Source organism: Flagellimonas sediminis (assembly GCF_010500845.1).
Taxonomy (GTDB): Bacteria; Bacteroidota; Bacteroidia; order Flavobacteriales; family Flavobacteriaceae; genus Flagellimonas; species Flagellimonas sediminis.
Window position 1 is genome coordinate 1 of record NZ_JAAAMI010000006.1, and the last position, 24603, is coordinate 24603.

18 protein-coding genes and 1 rRNA gene are annotated in these 24603 nt (G+C 42.6%); 10 read left to right on the plus strand and 9 right to left on the minus strand.

Annotation, left to right across the window (positions count from 1 at the left end; genetic code table 11):
* The 4 genes from GTK07_RS12430 to GTK07_RS12445 form a co-directional block, all read right to left on the minus strand.
* Positions 1-95, minus strand: a 16S ribosomal RNA gene (locus tag GTK07_RS12430); the annotation flags it as partial.
* 304 nt (positions 96-399) lie between these two features.
* The gene (locus GTK07_RS12435) at positions 400-2415 is read right to left on the minus strand and encodes a putative porin (RefSeq protein ID WP_203583791.1); all 2016 of its coding nucleotides are present in this window, start codon (positions 2413-2415) and stop codon (positions 400-402) included.
* 115 nt (positions 2416-2530) lie between these two features.
* A complete protein-coding gene (locus GTK07_RS12440; RefSeq protein WP_163635581.1) occupies positions 2531-3949 on the minus strand; it encodes a hypothetical protein in 1419 nt (472 codons plus the stop codon).
* A gap of 12 nt (positions 3950-3961) precedes the next feature.
* Complete coding sequence (locus GTK07_RS12445; protein WP_163635582.1) at positions 3962-6775, minus strand: TonB-dependent receptor domain-containing protein; 2814 nt, start codon at positions 6773-6775, stop codon at positions 3962-3964.
* Between the two features lie 232 nt (positions 6776-7007).
* Between GTK07_RS12445 and GTK07_RS12450 the strand changes: the two genes are divergently transcribed.
* From GTK07_RS12450 to GTK07_RS12465, 4 genes are all read left to right on the plus strand, one after another.
* On the plus strand, positions 7008-7604 hold the full coding sequence (locus tag GTK07_RS12450; protein WP_163635583.1) for a ribonuclease HII: 597 nt from the start codon (positions 7008-7010) through the stop codon (positions 7602-7604).
* 29 nt (positions 7605-7633) lie between these two features.
* Positions 7634-10099 carry a ribonuclease HII gene (locus tag GTK07_RS12455; protein WP_163635584.1) on the plus strand — a complete coding sequence of 822 codons (2466 nt, stop codon included), beginning with the start codon at positions 7634-7636 and terminating at the stop codon, positions 10097-10099.
* Between the two features lie 115 nt (positions 10100-10214).
* Positions 10215-11525, plus strand: a complete 1311-nt coding sequence (locus GTK07_RS12460; protein WP_163635585.1) for an OmpA family protein — start codon at positions 10215-10217, stop codon at positions 11523-11525.
* A 16-nt stretch (positions 11526-11541) separates the two neighbouring features.
* The gene (locus GTK07_RS12465) at positions 11542-12234 is read left to right on the plus strand and encodes a TapB family protein (RefSeq protein ID WP_163635586.1); all 693 of its coding nucleotides are present in this window, start codon (positions 11542-11544) and stop codon (positions 12232-12234) included.
* 240 nt (positions 12235-12474) lie between these two features.
* Here the strand turns inward: GTK07_RS12465 and GTK07_RS12470 are convergent, their stop codons facing one another.
* Positions 12475-13248 carry an SDR family oxidoreductase gene (locus GTK07_RS12470; protein WP_163635587.1) on the minus strand — a complete coding sequence of 258 codons (774 nt, stop codon included), beginning with the start codon at positions 13246-13248 and terminating at the stop codon, positions 12475-12477.
* 112 nt (positions 13249-13360) lie between these two features.
* Here GTK07_RS12470 and GTK07_RS12475 point away from each other — a divergent pair, with 112 nt between their 5' ends.
* Positions 13361-13687, plus strand: a complete 327-nt coding sequence (locus GTK07_RS12475; protein WP_163635588.1) for a winged helix-turn-helix transcriptional regulator — start codon at positions 13361-13363, stop codon at positions 13685-13687.
* A 143-nt stretch (positions 13688-13830) separates the two neighbouring features.
* Here GTK07_RS12475 and lipB read toward each other — a convergent pair whose 3' ends face one another.
* The 3 genes from lipB to GTK07_RS12490 all read right to left on the minus strand — a co-directional run bounded on the left by lipB (position 13831) and on the right by GTK07_RS12490 (position 15618).
* Positions 13831-14547, minus strand: coding sequence for a lipoyl(octanoyl) transferase LipB (lipB, locus tag GTK07_RS12480; RefSeq protein ID WP_163635589.1), 717 nt, complete (start codon positions 14545-14547; stop codon positions 13831-13833).
* 32 nt (positions 14548-14579) lie between these two features.
* Positions 14580-15320, minus strand: coding sequence for a hypothetical protein (locus GTK07_RS12485; protein WP_203583792.1), 741 nt, complete (start codon positions 15318-15320; stop codon positions 14580-14582).
* Between the two features lie 142 nt (positions 15321-15462).
* On the minus strand, positions 15463-15618 hold the full coding sequence (locus tag GTK07_RS12490; RefSeq protein ID WP_163635590.1) for a YqaE/Pmp3 family membrane protein: 156 nt from the start codon (positions 15616-15618) through the stop codon (positions 15463-15465).
* 91 nt (positions 15619-15709) lie between these two features.
* Between GTK07_RS12490 and GTK07_RS12495 the strand changes: the two genes are divergently transcribed.
* From GTK07_RS12495 to GTK07_RS12510, 4 genes are all read left to right on the plus strand, one after another.
* Positions 15710-16756, plus strand: a complete 1047-nt coding sequence (locus GTK07_RS12495) for a response regulator transcription factor (protein WP_163635591.1) — start codon at positions 15710-15712, stop codon at positions 16754-16756.
* A gap of 99 nt (positions 16757-16855) precedes the next feature.
* Entirely contained in the window at positions 16856-17398 is a 543-nt protein-coding gene (locus tag GTK07_RS12500; protein ID WP_163635592.1) for a thioredoxin family protein, read from the plus strand.
* 64 nt (positions 17399-17462) lie between these two features.
* A complete protein-coding gene (gene lysS, locus GTK07_RS12505; RefSeq protein ID WP_163635593.1) occupies positions 17463-19151 on the plus strand; it encodes a lysine--tRNA ligase in 1689 nt (562 codons plus the stop codon).
* Between the two features lie 53 nt (positions 19152-19204).
* Positions 19205-20635 (plus strand): SLC13 family permease, encoded by a 1431-nt coding sequence (locus tag GTK07_RS12510; protein WP_163635594.1) that lies wholly within the window; start codon positions 19205-19207, stop codon positions 20633-20635.
* 452 nt (positions 20636-21087) lie between these two features.
* Here GTK07_RS12510 and GTK07_RS12515 read toward each other — a convergent pair whose 3' ends face one another.
* On the minus strand, positions 21088-21822 hold the full coding sequence (locus tag GTK07_RS12515) for a hypothetical protein (RefSeq protein WP_163635595.1): 735 nt from the start codon (positions 21820-21822) through the stop codon (positions 21088-21090).
* Positions 21823-22087: 265 nt separating this feature from the next.
* Here GTK07_RS12515 and GTK07_RS12520 point away from each other — a divergent pair, with 265 nt between their 5' ends.
* Positions 22088-24586 (plus strand): zinc-dependent metalloprotease, encoded by a 2499-nt coding sequence (locus GTK07_RS12520; RefSeq protein WP_163635596.1) that lies wholly within the window; start codon positions 22088-22090, stop codon positions 24584-24586.
* The last annotated feature ends 17 nt before the right edge of the window (positions 24587-24603 follow it).

Below are 24603 nucleotides of genomic sequence, written 5' to 3' on the forward strand. Positions count from 1 at the left end.
GGTCTCAGGGGTGCAAGCACCCCCTACCCCTCGACTTGCATGTGTTAGGCCTGCCGCTAGCGTTCATCCTGAGCCAGGATCAAACTCTTCATTGTATTTCCTTGAATGTCTGTCCGACACCCGGAAATCCCGAGTCCCCGCATCAAAATGGTTCTTGTTCTCTTTACGCTGTCGTTACAATATGTATATGAACTTCTTCTTGTTTTTCCCGAAAAAAAATCGGCCCTATCGACCAATCCCCCTTCCGAAAACGCCCTGCCTCATCAGCTAAGCGGGTGCAAATATAAGAACGTTATTCCGACTCCACAAAATGTTTGAGGATATTTTTTTTGAAAAAAAAACGTCAAATTCTTAACCGCTTGTTTTTCAATATCCATCCTAAAATATTCCTCTAAAAAATTATGAGAAAAAATTCCAAACGAGTCCAAACCTGATCACAAAATCGCGATAAGGATAGTTTGGTGCCGAGTAATAATTAGGTTCAGAAAAGAGAGAATTTAGATGTTCTGCCTTAAAATAAATTCGTGTCTGGCGAATTTTGGCGTTGATGAAAACATCCAGTAATGGATATCCGCCCAATTCTTCATTGTTCTGAATATAGAATTCGCCCAACAATGGATTATAGGCGTTCATATTATAGGAGGTAAAATATTTAAAAGTTACCCCTGTTTGCAAAAACATGGCCTTCTTGAACACATCACTGGAAAAGTAAAATGTATTGCGTGTGACCAATTCCGGTAAATTGAGCACTTGGCTATCCTGTGTAACATCTTGGTACATGACCGTGTTCATCAGGGCCCATTTACGCCATTTCAACTCCTTGGTGTATTTCACCTTTAGATGATTGATGGTTGAAGTCTCCTGAAAGGGTTTTACAAAGGCTGTTTCCTGAGCGTTGTCAATCTGTTCTTGGGTGGCCGTGGAAGCGAAATAGGTATAATTGTCAATGGCACTATATTCTGCCTCGAACAGTCCCAACCATTTGGAATCGAATCCGAATCTGATGTTTTGAATGCTAACATTGTCAAAAACAGCATCATTCTGCCAGTTAAAGTTTCGATAATCACTTTGATAAAGCAAATAATTGAAATCAGGCATGCGGGATGATGCATGAATGGCACCTATGACCGAGTTGTTCTTGTTCAATTGATATTTGGCCATGGCATCAAAATTATTCCCGGTAAGATCCCCTACCACCGTATAATTGATATTTCCACTGAGCGACAATGGTCCTATTTTATTGGAATAGGTACCGCCCACGGATATTTCTTCCCCTTGTAACTTGTTTTGGATGGTACCTTCGTCCGTAATCAGAATGCTATTAAAGTAGTAGTTGTAGTTGAAAAGGCTGATGTTTCCTGCCAGCTTACCCAATGTTCTATTGGAAAACTGAATGGTCCCCTTGTTGAACATGGTCTTCAACCTTGCTTTATCTTCTATAGGCACTAAAAAGGGATTTTCTCCCAAGGCATCGTTTTGCGCGGTTTGTCTAAATTCGTACATCTTGGTTTCGTAGCCGAATTCATGACCAATTGCCAATGAGGTGGGATCAGTATCCGTAGAATCCTTTTTGTGATTGACCAATTTATAGCGTTGTTCCAAAACATATCGCTTGCCCAATATTCGGTTACGTGCATTGGTGTAGAGCAGGTCTATTTTGGCCCTGTCCTGAAAATCACCCTTTTCATCGTCCTCAAACTGAGTTCTATCTTTCAATCCACCACTTTCCTGATCTTCCAATTCCTGGGCGGCAATATGACCCCTTAAATCATAGCGACCATTTTCGGTTACATAATTAAAGGTAACCCTGAACTTACCGTCCTGAGCCTGTTCATATCTATATTTACCCAAGGACCTAAATCCTGTGTAGGCAACGGAAGCATTGAATCTTTTGGACATATTAAAGGTGAGCAGTGCATCCAAGAACTGTCCCTGTTCCATAGTGGTCTTGAACATGAGCTCGGTCATTGGAGTGGGTACGTTATAATATTGAATGTCTTCCTTTTCAGCATAGCCATAATTCTTAGCTGTTGCCCCGATGCGCGGATAATAGGGCACTACGGAAAAATCCTTTCCCAACTCATTGTACTGTTGGCCCATATTGGCAAAGGGCATCAACTCAAAATCATCGGTCCGCAAATAATTGTATTTGTATTCTTTCCTTATGGTAAGCGTGGTATCCAAATAGGTGGTGTCCCTTAGGTAGGAAATAATCTTGTAATCTTTGATCTTAATGGAATCATTTTTCTTCACCCCTCTTAATGAAGAGCCCCTGTTCAATGTATCATTAGCAAATGAATTATCTCTTTCCAGTACTCCGGAATGACCGGTCTTTTTGGATGGCGGGACCGAATCCTGTTGTGCAAAAATGGCCTGGGCCACAAAAAAGAATAGGGCAACAAATAAAAATCTCATTCCTTTATATTGGTCTGACAAAGGTAAAAAGTTTTGTTTCTAAAGAAATGTGAAAACTCCACGAATAAAAAAACCCCTGCTTTGCAGGGGTTTTCTGTTTTGGCTAATTGATAACCTATTCAAATGGAACAACAAAATCAGAGCTTTTGTTTGCCACCAAAATGGTGTTCAAATCAATGGCCGTGGTTGCAACTCCGGATCCAGGCACATAAGTGATGGCGTCCAAATCAGCAACAACGGCAGCAATAAATGGAGGGATTACCGGAACTGTACCCAAATCGCCTTCATTGATATTTTCATTTAGCAATATCTCGTTCTCATCGATAACCAGTTTCACACCCATATCCACAAAACGAAGACCTTCGGCGATGAACACTTCTTGCCTGGTTCTATATAATAAAGCTAAACCGGCATCATCATCAAGCATTGCGTTGATATCGTCTACAGTTAGGGAAGTCCCAGAAACAGAAGGCACATCAACCAAACCAGATTGTCTGTCCAAAACAAGTCCAGATCTGCCATTAACCACAATATCAGCGCTATCAGGTCTAGATCCTTCATCAACTTGGGTCCTTTGCTCAATGGAATCGTCAATGGTTCTCACCTCACGTGTTGAGATCAAATCCAATAATGATGTCAAATTGGTTCTTGCCGCAACGATATTGTTATCCGCAAGATCTGCTTCGGCCAAAATCAACAATGCCTCTTCTGCTTTTAGGTAGTGCACAGGTGCATCTTGAGAAGTACTTAAGAATGAATACTTTGGATCTAGAAAATCCAAGGTTGGCAATGGTTGCAAATCATCAAAAGTTGCTCTTTGGTACAATGCATTATCAAAGGTGTTGGAAGGGCCATTAGCCTCATCGAACAAAACTATCCTATCAAAATCCCCACTTAGAGACAATGCCTGTGTGGCAGCAGAAACTGCCTCAGTTTTATTACCCAAATAGTAATTTGCCCTTGCTTTAGCCAAATAGTATTCTGGCTTGGCATTAATACCAATGGCCGCATCAAAGGCAGCAATAGCATTTTGATAATGTTGTTCCGAAGTCACAGGAACACCAACTGGTTCTTGTGGCAATGCAGAAAAGTACATTGCAGAGAACAAATAGGACAATCCTTCAAAAAAGTTAAACTCCGCCTCAGTTTCAGCGTCATAATTAGGATCGCCAGGACCAACTTCATTCAGTCCAAATACTGCCAATTCACGTAGACGTTGAATTTGACGTTGTGTGTCCCTCATATCAGGGTCGGTAATCTGAATTTCCAAACCGTCCATGAACTGGTTGAAGAAGGTCTGTGTATTCACATAATTATCAGAACCCAATTCGGCCAATACCAAGGTCTCATTAAAGACCAATGCCAATTGTCTTTCCAAACCGGTCAACCAAATGGATGCCGAGTTGGGTTGACCAACAACCGAATCTTCAGAAAGATTAGGGTTCTCCACATCTTTAAAGTCTACCACGTCACCAAAGTCACCGGTACAACCCAATGCTAGGAGGGTCAAAGTATATACTATAATTTTTTTCATCACTATTTTTTTTTAAAATTCAAACCTTAATGAGGCTACGTAAGTTCTTGGTGCTGATTCTGTACCATAAGCAAAACCACCACTTGCAAATCCGTTTTGTGCGGAAATACCAGAACCAGTGGTCTCAGGATCAAAGTTACCAGCAGTCCAGTTGAATGGGTTCGTTACTGTTACGCCCAATCTGATGTTACTAAACAATGGTTTGGCAATATCACCAAAGTTGTAGGACGCTCCAATGTTTCTAACTTTTAGGAAATCGTTGTCAAAAACAAAGAAGTTCACATAGTTGAAAGGAGATGTAGTCCCGATCAGTTCTTCAGGAATTCCTGTATCATCGGTTCCTCTAAGGTGACGCAACAAGAAGCTAAGATCTGTGATCTTTCCTCCAAACTGATAGTCTGCTGTTGCGAAAAAGTTGAAATCGCCCCAAGTATAGTTCAATCCCATAGAACCAAAATTAGGCGCAAAGGTATCTCCCAAGGCCGTATTTGGCTCAAAGGAATAGGTACCATCTGGTTGCAGAATGGCTGCAGTTCCTCTCAAATAACCCAAGCTTTGGCCTTCCTCAACAACAGAGCCCAATACGGTAAATCCACCAACTACAAAGGCAGGAGCTCCACCGGCATCAGTAACCAAGTTATCATTGGTGTTATAGGAAAGGTTTACACTCAAACTATGTTTTTCTGTTTGGATCGGAGTAGCCCTCAATTCAAATTCAAAACCTTTGTTCTCCACTTCTCCAATGTTCTGGATTTGGTTCAATTGACCTGATGAAGGTGCAGATTGTGGTGTGAACAATGCATCTTTGGTAACACCAACATATCGAGTTCCACTTAAGAACAATCTGTTACGGAAGAATCCTAGTTCCAAACCAAATTCAGTGGTTTTCACTCTTTCAGAAACCAATTCATCGTTACCTGGGTTGTTAAAGGTAAACGAAGGACCTCCCAAGAATGGGTTTTGTGCAAAAGTCCTGTCTTGAGAAAAAGGCTGGGCAAAGTTAGTTGCCTCACCATAGTTGGCCCTTACCCTAATAGTGGATAGGATATTGCTGATTGCAGCATCCCTATAAAAATCATGGTCACTAATGTTATAAGTAATACCGATTTTAGGAAGCAACAATGGATCGGTATTGGAACCTGAAGCCGTGTTTCTGTCCAATCTACCACCAAATTCCAAGAACGCTACGTTATAAATACCAATGTTTTCCAAGAAGTAAAGACCATAGTTGGCGTTTTCCAAAACAAAATCTGAAAATGCCTGTTCCGAGAAATTGTTCAAGGAACGAGTTCCATCAACACCTCCAGAACCATCAAGCCTATTCTGTCTGTCAGAAGTTCTAAAGAACTGTCCACCTAAAATACTAACGAAAGAAAAATTCTCTGTATTGGCCCTGTGAGTAATGTTTACATCAGTGGTCAATGTAAATGCGGACCTCAATACTCTACTAAGATTTCCTTGATCTGTAGTTCCAGGGGCAATTGATCCCAATTCCACCAACAAGGCATTGCTTTGCAACTCTTCCTGAACCGTATTCCTGTTATCGATACCAATGGTTGCATTCACCTGAAGGTTATCCATGATGTCATAGATAAACTTATTGGACGCTGTAATACGATTGGTTGTGCTGGTAATGTCAACCAATTGGCCTATTCTTCTGTAACGAGCAAGTTCATCCTGCCATTCAGCGTCAGTAAATCCATCCGTATCTCCCCTAGCTGAACCTTCAATGTTAGAGAACCTGGAATAACTGGTATTTGCGTTATAATCCAAGTTAGACTCAAAATTCACGAAAGAGAAAGATCCTTGGTACTGCAACTTTTCTGTTACCTTGGCAGTTAAACCAAATGTGAATGATCTTTTAATTTGCTTATTGATGTCATTGTAACTATCATCAGTATACAGACTACCTCCAAAGTTGTAGGAGAATTTATCAGAACCACCGTTAAGACCAACTTTGTACTCTTGTGACAATCCTGGCTCAAATAGCGCCTCGGCAGTACGATCGTATTTCAAATAATCCTTGGTGGCCTTGATTACACCCAGACTACTTTCAAAGTAAGCAGAACTTTTTCCGTCCTTACCTTTTTTGGTGATGATCTGAATAACACCATTAGCAGCATCGGCTCCGTACAAAGTAGTTGCTGCACCACCCTTAATGTATTCAATCTTTTCAATGGATTCCACTGGAATATCAGCCAGAGCAGAAACGTTTGCACCACCTGTACCAATACCTAATTGAGGGTTGGAGTTTAGGTTGTCCACACGAATACCATCCACAATGATAACCGGAGTTGCAGATGACGCTGCAGATATTGGGCCCCTTGTTCTAATGATAGCTGCTGTACCAGGTTGACCAGAGCTCAATCTAACTTGTGCACTTGGCGTAGTTGATTGCAACAATTGGTCAATTTGATTGGCCGGAAGCTTATCAATATCCTCGGCATCCAAAACATCTACCGTAGTAGAAAGTTTTCTTCTGGCAATACCAGAACCTTGACCAGTTACAATAACTTCCTCCAAAGCTTGGGCATCTTCCTCCATCTGGATATTAATGGTATTGGACGCTCCAATAGTTCTCTCGACCGTTTTTTGGCCAATATAACTGAAACGTAATACCGCTCCAGTGGAAGCAGTGATGGAATAGTTTCCATCAAAATCGGTTTGTGTTCCACTTGTGGTTCCCACAACCACTACTGAAACACCAGGCAATGGCAGTCCGGTCGCATCGGTTACATTACCTGAAATGGTTTTCTCTTGTCCAAAAGAGAAGGACATACACAATACCAAAAATGGCATGAGCATGTACAGAAATCTAGTTCTCATGTACTATATTTTTTGAATTAGCAAGGCTAAAAATCTTCATAAAAAGTTGAGAAACAAAAAAATTAACAGGCGATGAACCCACCTCGTTAACACCTCAATATGATAAGTTTTGTTAACTTTAACACTTACGCAAAATACAATCTTCTGATTTCATGTATTGTAGGAAAATAATTCACATTTATTTAACTTAAAATACGGTTTTTAAAGCCCCTATGTTAAATTTTTCGCCCCCATGTTAAAGTCTTGTTATAAGGATATTTTTGAAGCCGGAACGGACGAAGCGGGCCGTGGGTGTCTTGCCGGACCGGTCACCGCCGCAGCCATTATACTACCAAAAGGCTTTAAAAATCCTATCTTGAACGACTCCAAGCAGTTATCCGAAATCAAACGGGAATTTTTAAGGCCCATCCTTGAAAAGGCATCCGTAACCTTTGGCGTATGCCATGTTTTTGAGGATGAAATTGACGAGATAAACATCTTGAACGCCTCCATATTGGCCATGCACAGGGCCCTGAAAATGATGACACAACCTCCATCCTTCATACTTGTAGACGGTAATCGGTTCAAGCCTTATGAAAACATAGGCCATGAATGCATTGTGAAGGGTGATTCCAAGTTCATGAGCATTGCCGCAGCATCCGTTTTGGCCAAAACCCACCGAGACGCGTACATGGAAAAGATCCATGAGGAATTTCCCATGTACAATTGGAAACAGAACAAAGGTTATCCCACAAAGGAGCACAGGGAGGCCATCAAATTGCATGGCTTGACCAAGTACCACCGAAAAAGCTTTAGACAACTCCCTGAACAATTGACACTGGATATTTAAAAATCCTAACTTTGTTTTAAACTTCAACCATGAGACAAAAGCTGCTGTTCTGTTTGCTCACTCTTTTTATACTCGTATCGTGCACCTATGAGGTTAAGACCAAAGCCACATTACTGGACCAACTGCCTCCTAATCCATCGATCATCCTGAAAATTAACAACCTTACCAATTTTAAAAGCGAGTTGAAGAACAATGCTTTTTTGGAAAAATTGAAAGGTTTGGCCAACCTAAAGGACATCCTTGACAAGTTAAAAGGAATGGAATCCCTGTCCAGCGAGTCTACCTGCCTTTTGGCCCTTTATGAGATTGGCAAGGACACCTACGATTATATTTTGATCACCAATACATCGTCAGAACTCTTTCATATTGAGGATGTGGCCAACAAAAAAGTGGAAACCCTTTCTTACCAAGGCTCCCAAATGACCAAGTATAGTCTGGATGACTTGGAGGTTTACAGTCTATCCCGCGATAAGCAAATGGTTTTCAGTTCTTCCAATCTGCTTGTTGAAAATATGATCCGTACCAAAGAGGCTAATCCAATTGACCCTACTTTGAGGAAAATATACGAGGCAGTACCAACCAACAAATCGGCTACCTTGTTCCTGAATTTGACTACTTCTCCATCCATTTTATCTTTTGCCAAATCTGTGGATGAAAAAGCAAGTCCTTTGGCGGAATGGGTTTCCCTTGATTTTACGGCCAACTCCGATCAGGTCAATCTTACCGGTATTGCCATGGCACCCGATTCCACCAAAAATTTCATCAACCTGTTCAGGGGCACAAATCCCTTGACCAACAAGACCCCTCAATTTGCCCCGCTCAACGCCCAAGCCATTGTATCCTTCACTTTTGACGACTACCAGATTTTCGCCAAAAACCAGAATACGTATTTGGATAGGACCAAACCGGTGGACACCTTGTTCAACACCATAGAAGAGATAGGGGTTATCTACCTAAACAACCAAAAAGCGGTTCTTTTGAATTCATATGGTACCGAAAGCCTGTACAATTATATGGACACGCATAAAACCGGTTCCGAAACCTATCAAGGCAGCGAAATTATGGAACTGCCGGATAAAAAGTTCATTGTTACGAGATTCAACCCCTTGGTAAAAGATTTTGAATCTAATTATTGCACCATCCTGGAGAACAGCTTTATCTACTCACAGGATAAGGAAACACTACAGATCATTATCAGCAATTACAAAAGCACTTCTTCTTTTATCAATTCGCCCATTTACATGACCGCGAAGAGGCCTTTAGCCAATGAATCCAGTGTGCTTTTTATTTCTGATGGTTCGGGAATCCAATATTTCGCGGAAAAAGATCTAGAGCCGGAAGTGTTCCGATCCATCCAAAAAAATGATTTGGATGAGCAGGCCTTCGCCTCACAATTGGTTGCGGACAATGACTTTGCCCACTTCAACATTTTAGTTTCCAAGATTGGAAAAGCCCAAGAAAATAATTCGGTTTCCCCTTTGTTCACCATGGAATTGGACACCGACTTGGCCATTGACCCCCAATTTGTGACCAATCACAGGACCAAGGAACAAGAGATCGTGGTACAGGACCAAAACAATATGCTCTACCTTATCTCCTCCGATGGGAAGATTTTATGGACCAAACAATTGGAAGGTAGGATACAACCGCCCATACAGCAGGTGGACATTTACAAAAATGGAAGGCTACAACTCGCTTTTTGCACTAATGACCAGTTTCTGATCGTGGACCGCAATGGGGACGATGTGTCGCCTTTCAAAATCGATTTTGATGGAGGGAACCTAAATCCACTGGCTGTTTTTGACTATGAAGGCAAAAAGGATTACCGTTTTGTGATCACCCAAGGACGCAAAGTGTTCATGTACAACAACCAAGCAAAGATCGTGAGTGGCTTTAAATTTACCGAAGCACCTAGCAACATTGTAGGGACACCCCAACATTTTAGGGTAAGCAACAAGGATTATCTGGTCTTCAAACTGGAGGACAACACCCTTAAAATTTTACACAGGACCGGTAGTGACCGAATTAAAGTGACCGAAAAAATAGATTTTTCGAACAATGATGTGTTCCTATATAAAAACAAATTTTCCTTGACAAACAAAACAGGGGTACTCCATCAAATCGATACCAACGGAAAATTAACCGCAACCAATTTCAATATGAACAAAGACCACGGTATGTTCGCCACCAGTAATACCTTGGTTTTCATGGACGATAACGTGTTGACCATAAAAGGAAGAAAGGTGGAACTAGATCTTGGCGTGTACACCAAACCTAAGATTTTCTACATCAATGATAAGATCTATGTGAGTGTCACCGACATCCAGAACCAGCAGATCTACTTATACGACAGTCAGGCAAAGCCCATTCCAAATTTTCCGGTATTCGGTAGTTCGTTAATAGACCTGACGGATATGGACAACGACAAAAATCTGGAATTGGTGGCCAAGGACCAAGACAACTCCATAATCGTTTACAAACTGAACCAACCCTAGGTTACGACCTATACAATTCTAGATACAGGACATACATTTTCACCTAGTGCCAGTACATGGTTTTGTTAGTTTCGATTGCATTGCTTTTTCGAAACGAACCAAAAAACACACTAAAATGAAAATCTCCAACAGACTACTCTATTGTTTAACTCTTTTACTGCTCTTTAGCTCGGTTACCCAGGCCCAATTCCTGAAAAAACTGGCCAAAAAAGCCGAAGATGCAGCACAACGGACGGTGGAGCGTAGGGTAGAAAATGAAACCTCCAAAAAAACGGACCAAGCCCTAGACAGCATCTTGGAACCGGGAACCGGCGAGAAAAAAACACCCACAACTTCAGGCAGCGGAGGCCCAAAGGACAATCCGGAAAACCCTGCGGAAACAAATAAAACACCCGTCACCTCTGGCTCCAAATCCATAACAGTGTACAGCAAATTCGATTATGTCCCTGGGGATAAAACCATTTTCTATGATGACTATGCCCATGATTTTATTGGCGACTTCCCCTCTAAATGGAACACCAACGGATCGGGCGAAGTGGTCACGGTCAACGATTCCCCACAACGATGGTTGGAATTGATCCCCGGCTATGGCATCTATTTTATCCCCAATGTACCAGACCTACCGGAAGAGTACACCATAGAGTTTGACATGCTGACCTACGGCCTGGACTATAATACCTCTTCCACGGCCATCTTGAAAATCATGTTGAGTGAAGACAAAAATTTTAATGAGGGAGACCATTATGTTGAGGCCAACATCCCCGTTGGGCAATATGCCCCGTTCGGCATAAGAATGCGCAATTACCTCCGTGCCGAAGGATCCCCCATCAACAGTGACGTACATGCCGACATAAGACAAGCGGTACTCAACCAACCCCATATCTCCATTGCAGTGAACAAATCGCGGTTTAGGTTATGGGTCAACGAGGAGAAATATGTGGACATCCCAAAAATGGTTCCCGAAAACAAGATCACTACCCTTAAGTTCAACGTGTACGGCCTACAAGATGGAAAGGAGAAAATCTTTATTTCCAATCTCAAAGTGGCTGAAGGAGGCGTGGACCTCAGGAGAAAATTGCTGGCCGAGGGAAAAGTGTCCACCAATGGCATTCTTTTCACCTCAGGATCGGCCAACATCCAACCCCAATCCATGGGAATCATCCGTCAGATTTCACAAGTGCTTCAGCAAGATGCCTCCATCAAACTAAAAATTGTGGGCCATACGGATTCCGATGGGTCAGAGGCGAACAACCTGAGACTTTCCAAGGATCGGGCCGAAGCCGTAAAAAACAGTTTGGTTACCGTTTACGGAGTGGCCGCGGACCGATTGGTTTCCGAAGGAAAAGGGGAAAGCGAGCCTGTGGGTGCCAACGATACCGCTGAGGGAAAATCACAAAACCGCCGCGTGGAATTCATAAAACTATAAACCAAGACACTATATCATGAAATCGAAATTTTTAATTACCCTGACCGCCTTTTTTGCCCTTAACCTATCCTTTGGTCAAACCTCCTGCAGCCAATACTACCCTATGGTAGAAGGCGCCACTTTTGAATATACCAGTTATGACAAAAAAGGCGGCGAGGAAGGGAGGATCAATTACAAGGTTACCAACGTAACGGGTTCCGGGGACAATATCTCGGCGACCATGGTGATGGACATAGCCGACAAAAAGGGCAATACCTATTCCTCGGAATACAATATTACCTGTGATGGCGATGTAGTAAAAGTTGATTTTAAATCGTTGATGAACGAGCAGATGTTGAGCCAGTTCGGTGAAATGGAGATGGACATTACCGGAACGGACATTGAATGGCCCAATAGTTTGAATGTGGGGCAATCGCTCCCCGATGGCAACTTGAACGTAAAAATGAAAATGAGCGGGGCCATCAACATGAACATGAACGTGGAGACCATTAACCGCAAGGTGGAAAAAAAGGAAAGCGTAACCACACCTGCCGGCACGTTTGACTGCTACGTGGTCTACAGCGAAACCAAAACCAAAATGATGGTGGGCAACCAAGTTTCACCATCCCGCGTTTGGTTGGCCGAAGGGGTAGGTATGGTAAAACAGGAATCCTACAATAAAAGTGGCAAACTGATGGCCAGCTCCCTATTGACGCAGTTTAGTAAATAGTCTTACTATTCTTTAAAACATAAAACCCCGAGGCTTTGCCTCGGGGTTTTATGTTTGGTTTGGAAGAATTAAGAAGCTTTTTCAACTTGCACTTATTGGTTTTATATATGAAAAGTAGCGGATTATTGGCACAATCCCTGTAACAAAGCCTGATGCTTGATTCAATACAATAACGGTCCCGATAAAAACCTAAACCGTTACTTTTTATATACTTTGTTATCAGCAGTTTTTTGTAGTGGTTTACACAGTGGGCAAAGCTCCACCGTCAATAGCATAATTAGTACCAGTGATGTATTTTGCCTCTGCGGAAACAAGAAATGCAACAAGATTGGCAATCTCTTCAGGTTCAGCCATTCTTCCCATTGGCACGTCAACTTTGTCCATTACCACTTTAAATGCTTCTTCTATTGTACTATTTGAAGACTTTGATATGTTTTCAATAAATTCCAACATCAACGTAGTCTTTACCACGCCAGGTGAAACTACGTTTACACGCACTCCCTTTGAGCCAACTTCACTGGCCAATGCTTTGCTGTAAACATTCAGTGCTGCTTTTGCCGATGAATAAGACATTGTCATTTCCCAAATAGGTTGTCTGGCGGCACCCGAAGAAATATTGATGATTATACCGCTTTCTTGTTTGATCATAGAAGGTAATAACGCTTTGTTGATACGAACTACTGACATGAAATTCATTTGCCAATCGGCATTCCAATGTTCGTCAGAAATTGTGCTGAATCCACCCCCAGGACTTAAATTGGCACCTGCGTTATTTACGATAATATCTATTCGTCCGTATTTTTCCAGAATTTCCGTGGCAATGGTTTCTGCGCTTTCAGGTTTTGCATGGTCTGCTGCTATGAAATAATGTCCGTTTGCATTATCTGTTGGTGCAGTTCGAGCAGTTACCACCACTTTAACACCTGCATTGCTTAATTTATCGGCAATGGCTTTTCCAATACCTTTTGTTCCGCCTGTTACCAATGCAACTTGATCTTTCAATGAATTTTGCATACTATATTTTTTATATGAGTTGCAAAGTAAACAACAATACTTTACTTTTGAAAGTAGTAACACCTTTGTATAGTAATAACAAAAAGTAAAGTATTGAGTATAATCAACAGCTATGGGGGATAAAAAAAATAAAAAAAGTGGTGAACGGTGTGCGCTTCAAGAAATTTTAGGTGTAATAGGGGGTAAATGGTCTATGTCAATCATTTATGCCTTGTTTGATGGGAAAAAGCGTTTTAGCGAGCTGGAAAGACTTGTGCCAAACATTAATACTCGAATGTTGGTCAAGGAATTGAAGAACATGGAAGCTAATGGGATAGTTGTTAGAAAAGTTTTTGCAACCGTTCCGCCTACGGTAGAATACACCTTAACCACAAAAGGTAAGAAGTTAGAGCCCATTATTAATGAACTATATAAATGGGGTGTTGAATACGTTGGGTGATTTTAAATTAAAGTCTCTTCAATGGATAGGCGTTCGCTTGAATGGCTGGCAACGCTAAAGATATGATCAGTTTTAAGAAATTACATCGATTGATACTGAATCAAGTTCAGCACAAATAAGCAAAGTTAACTTTTTAAAGGAATTCAGGCCTCCGCTTTCTCCTGTACCAATTCGGCCTCAAACAAAGTAGCAAAATGTTTTAGCAGTTTGGTCTTTACTTCCTCCACATCCACTTCCTTTTTACCAAGTTCCACATGTAAAGAAGTTACTGCCTTGCCTTTGATACCACAGGGGATCATCATATCAAAATAGCCCAGATCGGCATTTACGTTCAGGGCAAAACCGTGCATGGTCACCCAACGGCTGGCCCGTATGCCCATGGCGCAAATCTTTCGGGCAAAGGGAGTGCCCACATCCAACCAAACGCCGGTCTCACCTTCGGACCGTTCCGCCTTAATGCCGTATTCGGCCAGGGTCAGGATGACCATTTCCTCTAAAAAACGAAGGTATTTGTGGATGTCCGTAAAGAAATTGTCCAGATCCAAGATAGGATAGCCCACAATCTGTCCGGGGCCGTGATAGGTAATGTCCCCGCCGCGATTGATTTTGTAAAAAGTAGCACCTTTAGCTGCTAGCACCTTTTCATCTACCAATAAATTGTCGATATCGCCACTTTTGCCCAAGGTATACACATGGGGGTGTTCCACATACAAAAAATGGTTGGGGGTTTCTACATGCGTACCTTCCCTTCGGTTCTTCACCTTGACGTCCACAACATCATTAAAAAGAGCCTCTTGGTAATCCCACGTCTCCTTATAATCCTTGTGGCCCAAATCCTGTACGGCAACTATCTTGTTCATGACACAAAGGTACAAAGACTAGGATTGAGAACCTATTTTTCCAGCTCCACTTCAAGGTCCAGCAATGCCGGATTTTTCATGAGGTCCAAAAAGTCCACTTGGTAGATCATGGTCTTGCCATCTGCACTAAAAGTGGCACCTTCGGCTGTGGTGGATTTTACTTTTTTGGGAAAGTGGTACTTCAGGGTATATGAAGATCCCGAAAGGAACATTTCAGCGCCTTGCATACTGTCCAATTGCTTTTGAAAAAGTGCTTCATCCACAATTTTGGCTGTTCGGGTAAACTTGTTTTTGGCGAAGGAATAATAAACTTCCGTGGCCTGCTCCGAAGCCGGCATGGGTGCGGGCGCCTGTTGACTGCTAGGTCCCAACAAACTGGCCTCTTGAAAGGTATTGAAAGCGTTGTTCACCTCACTGATATCCTTAAAATCGCTAAACAGGTCGAACAACATCTCCTTCTTTTCCGGATCCATGACCATCCGAAGGTTAAAGGGTTCCAATCTTTTCAATTTAGCCTGATCCTCCGGGGGCAATTGGGCAATACTATCCTTATGCTCTTCCAAAAATTCCTTAAAGGAAACAATACTGTCCACGGCCTTCTCATTTGTTTTGGCCAGTTCCTCACCTCCCATCTCCATCATATCGGAGCCATCAAACTTTATGGAAAGCTTTCCGGAACCGTCTTCCTGCAAATGGATTTCTTCGGTAAAATTGCACGAACTAACTAGGACAATGGCCAAAAGACCAACAAACATCTGGATTTTTCTGATCATGGTTTTGTGTTTAATGGCCTATCCATTCTTTGGACACACCAACTTTTGGGCTAAAAATAGCACAATAGCCTTTCTTCCACAATAATGGAACCCAAGTTATGGTGCAGAACGGTACCTTTTCGACAAATTACATAAAGGATGCTTAGTTGGGGTTGTTCAAAATAATCAACGCCGCGATAACTCCGGGCACCCAGCCACAAAACGTTAACAATAGCACGATAAGGAACGACCCACAGCCTTTACCGATCACTGAAAGGGGAGGGAAAAGTATGGCCAACAAAACTCTCCAGAAACTCATATTTTTGATTTTGATTGATGATACTTATAGGTAACCAAATACCTCGTTTTGTTACATAAAACTACTATTTTTAACAACCATCCCACGTAGTATGAGGTTTTGTGTTCTTGTATTCCTTTTCCAAATATCGTTCCTGTCGGCGCAGTATCGCTTTTCGGGGGAAGTTTCGCGTGAAAATGTGGGTAATGCCATCTATTTGTCTTTGGTGGAGGACTACCGAAAATCTTCGCGAGTCTACTTGGACCAAATCGTGAACAAAGTAGCTGTGGATTCTTTGGGAAGGTTTCTTTTTGAAGGGGACAACCTGAATTCCGAAAATCGCATGTACCGCATCCATTTGGATGGTTGTTCGGACGAATCCTCCGGGGTCCACTTTTTAGGGCAGTGCAATAACAGCAAGAGTGTACTTTTCATTGCGAACAATAAAGATACGGTGCAGTTCCCAACTTCATTTGAGGAGCAATCGCTCTGCACCATAAACTCCACCAATCTGAAATCTTCCCTATTGTTGGAATGGGAAATTTTGAAGGAGCAGATGGCCTACGATTTTGTGGACTATCCCAGTGAGGCCAGCAAAAAACTGAACATGAAAAAATGGTTCTCCGACCTGCAGCGTTTTGGAGAAAAAGCCAACGAACCCTTGGTAGAACTCCTGATCTACGATTTTTTATCGGACAAAAGGAACGAAACTTATTCGCATTATCTGCAGGATGTAGGTTCTAATCCGTATTATGAAGAACTGTCCAACCGCTTAGAACAAACCTATCCCGATGCCGGTTTTACCCAAGAATATGAGGCCGAAATTAGCACGGACAAGGATTTGGCCAGTTTCAACAAACCCAAAATAGCCACTTGGGTATGGGTGGCACTTTTGGTATTGGTCCTTTCCCTTTTGGGAAACCTGTACTTTTTGATCAACCGAAAGAAAAGGCTCAAATCCCACAGTGATGACCTGTTGCAGAAACTAACGCCCCAAGAGCAAAAAATTGTACACTACATCCTCTTGGACAAGAGCAACAAAGAGATTGCCAGTGCCCTTTTTGTAAGCCTGAGCACCGTGAAGACCCACATCAACAACCTCTACAAAAAACTCGATATTTCATCCAGGGAAGAAATCGTACTGCTCTTCCAAAAATAAAAATCGACCCAGGGTCTAGTCCCCATTTCCATCTGCCAAAATGGGCATAACCTCTTCATTTTGATGAATTTTCCAGTCAAATCATAAATCTGGAACATCATGAAACACACATGCACCCTTTTGTTGATGCTAACTTCGTTGTTTAGTTTTTCACAGGAATTCAACAAAGAAATCAAAATGGAAAACGGCCAAACCTTTATGGTCGGCAAAATCAATTTGGATGGCCTATCCACCGCGCCTTATGCCCAATGGTTCCAAAAAGGTATGGAAGACTACGCCGTGGACCAATCCTTGGTCGATCTTTTCAAAAAGGACCTCAAAGCGTATCACATCCAACTTTTTTTGGGCACTTGGTGTGGTGACAGTCGGAGAGAGACTCCACGGATCATCAAAATTCTGGAAGCGGCCGAATTTCCCATGGATCAATTGGAAATCGTGGCATTGGATCGCAGAAAGGAGCAATACAAGAAAAGTCCGACTGACGAAGAGAAAGGTCTCAACATCATCAAGGTGCCAACCCTAATCTTCTTCAGGGACGGAAAAGAAGTCAACCGAATCGTAGAAAGCCCGTTGGAATCGCTCGAGGAAGACATGGCCCAAATCATCCTAAACAAACCTTACACGCCCCATTATGCATATTAAAGGATGCCGAGGCAAGGAATTAAAGCGCAAAAGTGTAATTTTGCGCTTTAATTTTTTATAGACTATGCAACTATCGGAACAAGAAATCGTTCGAAGGGAAAAATTGACCAAACTCAGGGAAATGGGCATCAACCCATACCCCGCAGCATTGTATCCTGTTGATGCCACTTCCAAGAGCATCAAGAATGATTTTGAGGAAGGCAAGAAGGTGGTGATTTCTGGTAGGTTGATGTCTCGCAGGATCCAGGGTAAGGCATCCTTTGCGGAACTTCAGGATAGCGAAGGCCGCATTCAGGTATATTTTAACCGTGATGAAATTTGTCCAAGTGACAACAAGGACCTGTACAACGAAGTGTATAAAAAACTGTTGGACATTGGTGATATCATCGGTGTGGAAGGCGAACTGTTCACTACCCAAGTGGGTGAAAAAACGGTGATGGTGAAAAATTTCACCCTGCTCAGCAAATCCTTGCGCCCCCTTCCCCTACCAAAGGTAGATGATGAAGGTAAAGTGTACGATGCCTTTAACGATGCCGAGTTGCGTTACCGTCAACGTTATGTGGATTTGATCGTGAATCCCCACGTGAAGGACACCTTCATTAAAAGGACCAAAATCACCAATAGTATACGGGAATTCTACAACCAAAAAGGATATTTGGAGGTGGAGACGCCTATTTTGCAACCCATTCCCGGTGGTGCTGCGGCACGGCCGTTCTTAACGCACCACAACGCGTTGAACATTCCTTTGTACCTACGGATTGCCAATGAACTCTATCTGAAAAGATTGATCGTTGGTGGCTTTGATGGCGTGTATGAGTTTGCCAAGGATTTCCGTAACGAAGGGATGGACCGTACCCACAATCCGGAGTTTACCGTAATGGAACTTTATGTAGCTTATAAGGACTACAACTGGATGATGGATACTACCGAAAAACTGTTGGAAAAAGTCGCCATTGATGCCACAGGCAGTACCAAAGTAACGGTTGGTGAGCACGAAATTGAGTTTAAGGCGCCGTATCCAAGGGTTCCTATTTTAGAGGCCATCAAAATCCACACAGGTTATGATGTGGCCGACATGGATGAGGACCAACTTCGTGAAGTGGCCCAAAAATTGGGCATCGAAGTGAACGAAACCATGGGTGTCGGCAAATTGATCGACGAGATTTTTGGTGAAAAATGTGAGCACCATTACGTTCAGCCCACCTTCATCATCGATTATCCAAAAGAGATGAGCCCGTTGACCAAGGAACATAGGGAAAATCCAAGGTTGACCGAACGTTTTGAATTGATGGTGAACGGGAAGGAATTGGCCAATGCCTATTCCGAGCTCAACGACCCCATTGATCAAAGGGAACGTTTTGAGGACCAGTTGAAACTTTCCGAAAAAGGGGACGATGAGGCCATGTTCATTGACCAGGATTTCCTTAGGGCCTTGGAATACGGAATGCCCCCAACCTCCGGAATCGGTATTGGTATAGACCGTTTGGTGATGCTGATGACCAACAATTCATCCATTCAGGAAGTGTTGTTCTTCCCCCAAATGCGACCTGAAAAGAAAAAGGTTGAACTCTCCGAAGAGGAAAAAATCATCATGGACCTATTGAAACCTGTTGGCCAAATGCCATTAGGTGATTTGAAGGACAAAAGTGGTTTGAGCGGCAAAAAATGGGACAAGAGCACCAAGAATTTGGCAAAGCTTGGCATTTTTGAGGTTTCCAAAACGGAAGATGGGCTTTTTGCAATCGCCAAATAACCTTTCACTCTTATTTTCAAAATTTAACAAAAAAGCATAGCTTAGAATCCCATATGGAACTAAGCAAGAAAATAGGGCTGATTCTTGGGCCCATCGCCTTTTTTATTTTAACCAATTTGCCCTTTGAGTTGGTCTCCGCCAAAGGGGATCCTGTAATTGCCGTTGCTACTTGGATGTTGATCTGGTGGATCACCGAAGCGGTTTCCATATCGGTAACGGCCCTATTGCCACTCTTGCTACTGCCCATTTTAAAGATTTTGCCCATTGCAGAGGTAGGCGCCAATTATGGCAGCCCCATCGTGTTCCTGTTCTTCGGCGGCTTTGTGATGGCATTGGCCTTGGAAAAGGTGAACCTGCACAGACGCATTGCCCTCAATATTATTCGACTCACAGGGACCACGCCTAACAAAGTGGTGCTAGGTTTTATGATTGCCACAGGATCTTTGAGTATGTGGATCAGCAACACGGCCAGTACGGTGGTGATGCTGCCCATCGCCCTTTCCGTGATCAATCTTTTGGTGGATGATGCCGATGGTTTTACCAAGAATGACCAAAATTTTGCCCTCAGCGTGATGCTCGGCATTGCATTTTCGGCCAATTCAGGAGGAATCGCTACAGTCATCGGCACACCTCCCAATTCCGTTCTCATCGGACTTTTGGAGAATGAATACAATACCGAAATCTCCTTTCTAAAATGGATGACGATCGGCTTTCCCTTTGCCGTGATCATGATTGGCATTTGTTATTTGGTATTGGTAAAATGGATGTTCCCCAACAGGGATCTCAAGTTCAATGCTTCCAAGGATGTGATCCATGCCGAGCTAGAAAAATTAGGCCCTACCTCGGGCAAGGAAAAAATGGTTTTGGTCATTTTTGGGATAACAGTCTTCCTCTGGATCTTTAGAACCTTGATCAATACCATTTTCCCAAAATTGGGATTGACGGATACCATGATCAGTATTTTTGCCGCAATTGCACTTTTTGGCATTCCCTACAATATTAAAAAAGGGGATTTCATCATCGAATGGAAAGATACCTCCCGCCTGGCCTGGGGTATCTTGATCCTATTTGGTGGTGGATTGGCCCTAGCGGAAGGAATGTCCTCTAGTGGAATTGTGGATATGGTGGCCAACGCCATTGCCGAGAGTCAGATCAGTGTGTTACTGACTGCAGGGTTACTTATTTTCTTGATGCTTTTTATGACGGAACTGATGAGCAATGTGGCGTTGGTGGCCGTTCTGGCTCCTGTTGTTGCCGGGATTGCTATTGGTCTGGACATTCCAATTTTGTATTTATTGATTCCGGTGACCATAGCCAGTAGCTGCGCCTTTATGTTACCGATGGCCACACCACCCAATGCCATTGTATTTGCCAGTGGGTATGTGAAAATCCCTCAAATGGCACGGGTGGGTTTTATATTGAATCTGATTGCAGTGGTATTGCTGATATTGGTCTTCAAGTTTGTGATTCCGCTATTGTTTTAAATAATAAATGGCCCTTCCGGGCGGAAGGGCCATTCACAAACTAACTAACTCAAAAAAATGTAAGAAACTAACTCAACCTTACTCTACTCAATTTTATATCAAGTGGGCATCTGCCCTTGAATTCATTGATACAAATGTATGACTGAATAAAGTGAAGATTTTTACAATTAGCCTTTTGTTAACGATTGATACTTAACACCATAAAAAATATTTTTCAGTGTTTTGGGGTTTATTCTGAAAAACTTGCAGCCACTTCTACAAAAGATTGATTTTTTTATCGGGAACTCGTTCTTTTAATGCTTTTACGTACAATATCCTCAGTGGTGTTATTTTTTTGTTAACCCATGTTTATAGGGATTTCATTAACATAGCCACCAAACAAAAAGCCCTCTTGTGAGGGCTTTTCATAGCTAACTAACTCAAAAATTTTGTAAAATGAAAACTAAAACATCTTACCAGATTGCCCCGGCATAGGGGTCAAAACTTTCTGGGAGATACACTGAGGTATCAAAACCCAAATCAATTTTTTCATCCTCTTCCATGTAGTTGATGGATCCGATCGCCACTACGTTGGTGTAGGGATCAAAGTTGGCAGGTAGCATATATTCGCTATCGATACCCAATTCCAATTCCACTTCATCATCCTCTATATAGGTAAAGGATTCAAGATCTACATAAACCTCGTAAGGAGAGAAACCTTCAGGCAGATAATCCCTTGTATTGAATCCAAGATCCATATCCTCATCCTCAATATAGTTGATCGAGCTCACGCTCACTACATCGGTATAGGCGTCAAAATCCGCAGGTAAATACTTTTGGGTGTCAAAACCTAGGCTGGGTTCTACTTCGTTTTCAAGGTATATGATAGAATTCAGATCAAAATAGTTTTTATAGGGGTTGAAACCTTCCGGTAAATAATCAGAGGTATCAAAACCAAGATCGACTTCCATATCGTCCTCTATATATACTATTTCATTCAAATCCAACTCATACGACCAATCTGATATGTTACTCAGATCTAAAGTTGATCCACTACCCTCTGCATTGATGTTCAATGCAGTATAACTGTTTTCCAATGTGCCCTGACTATCAGTTTTGGACTGATGCGTAACGGCGTTCTGCTGTTCGTTTGCTATGGCGGCACTACTTATAAGAACACATCCATAGACCATTAATAACTTGTTCATTTTTTGATTGAATTTTTTGATTGATGTTATGCTTATAAGACTATACGGATTTTAAATTGTTACACCAATTATGATTTTTTTACGAAAATCCGATGTCGCTTAAGCCCAGTAATACAGGGCGTTTCAGCCGAAACTATCAGTAAAACGCAGGACTCCGAAAGATTCGTATATCAGGTGAAAAAAATGTGCGTTAATATTTATTTAACAGTAACTTTTAATGATTTTTAGGTTCTTTGGTAGCTTTAGTTATCCAAACTGACTTATAATGATCAAAAAAAATCTACCTAAACTAATCGTATTGTTCCTATTATTGGGTTTCTACCAACCAGCGGAGGCCCAACTTTTCAAAAAGAAGAAAAAAGCAACCGAGGAAAAAAAGGAGTCGAAGCCCAAACCTGGTGAGGTCCAACCTTATGATAAGGTCATCACCAAGGACGCCAAAACCGATGCCGGACTTTTTAGCGTGCACACGGTTGACGACAAGTATTACTATGAAATTCCTGATTCCCTTTTCAACAGGGAAATGTTGATGGTAAGCCGAATCTCCAAAACCGCTACGGGTATTGGTTTTGGTGGTGGCAAGATCAACACCCAAGTGCTCCGCTGGGAGAAAAAACCTAAACAGGTATTGCTTCGGGTAGCCTCCTATGAAAATGTGGCCGCCGATTCGCTTCCCATCCATGAGGCAGTGGTCAACTCCAACTTTGAACCCGTGCTGTATGCTTTCGAAATCAAGGCCTTCAACAAAAAGGACAGTCTTAACCCTGCTACCGTAATCGAGGTGGACCCCATGTTCACCAAAGATGTGAATGCCCTTGGCCTGCCCGAAGACATTCGCAAAAGATATAAGGTTACCCGCTTGGACGGCGACCGTAGTTATATCGAATCCGTAAAAAGTTATCCGCTCAACATTGAGGCGCGTCACGTAAAGACCTATATCTCCAACGATCCTCCCAGCAATGAAAGTTTGGGTTCCATTTCATTGGAAATCAACAATTCCATGATCTTGCTGCCCAAAGAACCTATGAAGCGCCGTTATTTTGACGAACGCGTAGGATGGTTTGCCAGAGGTCAAGTAGATTATGGTCTGGATGCCCAAGAAAGTAAAACAGTAACGTATTTGGACCGATGGAGATTGGAAGTAAAGGACGAGGACATTGAAAAATTCAAGGCCGGCGAACTGGTGGAACCTAAAAAACCCATCATATATTATGTAGACCGTGCCACTCCAAAAGAGTGGGTACCTTTTATTAAACAAGGTATTGAAGATTGGCAAGTTGCCTTTGAGGCAGCTGGTTTTAAAAATGCCATTTTGGCAAAAGACCCTCCATCCCCTGAAGAAGACCCAGAATGGTCTCCTGAAGATGTGCGTTATTCCGTAGTACGTTATTTGGCTTCTCCCATTCCAAATGCCAACGGCCCTCACGTGAGCGATCCGCGTAGTGGTGAAATTTTGGAATCAGACATCAACTGGTACCACAACGTAATGAGCTTGCTACGTGGATGGTATTTTGTACAGACTGCAGCCATTAATCCCGAAGCCCAAAAAACCCAGTTCAAAGAAGAAATCATGGGTCGTTTGATTCGTTTTGTGTCTTCCCACGAAGTGGGCCACACTTTGGGTTTGCCCCACAACATGGGAAGTAGCCCGGCCTATCCAGTGGATTCGTTGCGTTCCGCAAGTTTCACTCAAAAATATGGTACAGCGCCTTCCATCATGGATTATGCCCGTTTCAACTATGTGGCCCAACCAGTGGACGAGGGTGTTGCCTTGATGCCGAACATCGGTGTGTATGACAAGTATGCCATCAATTGGGGATACCGTCCTATTTTGGATAAGACCGCCAAAGAAGAAAAGCCCATTTTGAACAGTTGGATCACAGAACATGCCGATGACCCTATGTACCGATTCGGACACCAACAAGTGGGCGACATCCACGATCCAAGCTCGCAAACCGAAGATTTAGGGGATGACGCAGTAAAAGCAAGTTTATATGGTATTGCAAACCTAAAACGTATTGTTCCCAAATTAATGGATTGGACCACCGAACCTGGTCAAAACTATGACGATTTGGAAACCATGTACGGACATGTTGTTTCCCAATTTGCAAGATACATGGGCCACGTGGCCAACAACATAGGCGGTGTTTACGAATACCATAAAACTGCAGATCAAGAAGGTGCCGTGTACACCCATGTCAGCAAGGAACACCAAAAAGACTGTATGGACTTCTTGCAGGAACAGTTATTTTCCACTCCCGAATGGTTGATTGACCAGAACATCTTCAACAAAATTCAATACTCTGGTTCTGTAGAACGCATTCGTGCGTTGCAAGAGCGTTACCTGAACACCATGTTACAAATGGGCAAATTGGCCAGGGTCATTGAAAACGAAACCATCAATGGCAACCAAGCTTATGGTTTGTTGGAAATGATGCGAGACCTTCGTAGAGGAATTTGGTCCGAAACCCGCAGTGGCAAATCCATCGACACCTACAGAAGAAATCTTCAAAAAGCACATATTGACCGTTTGGGTTATTTGATGACCGCCGAAGATGAAGCAAAACTTTCGGATTTTGGTGGATACCGCAAGTCCACCCCTGTAAATGGCAGCCAGTCCGATATCCGCTCGGTGGCAAGGGCGGAACTCAATAATTTGAAAGGGGATATCCGATCTGGACTGTCCCGAATTTCCGATCCGATGAGCCGTTACCACCTTCAGGATGCACTGGAGCGCATCGACCTAATCTTGGATCCCAAATAGGAATATTTTTATAGGAA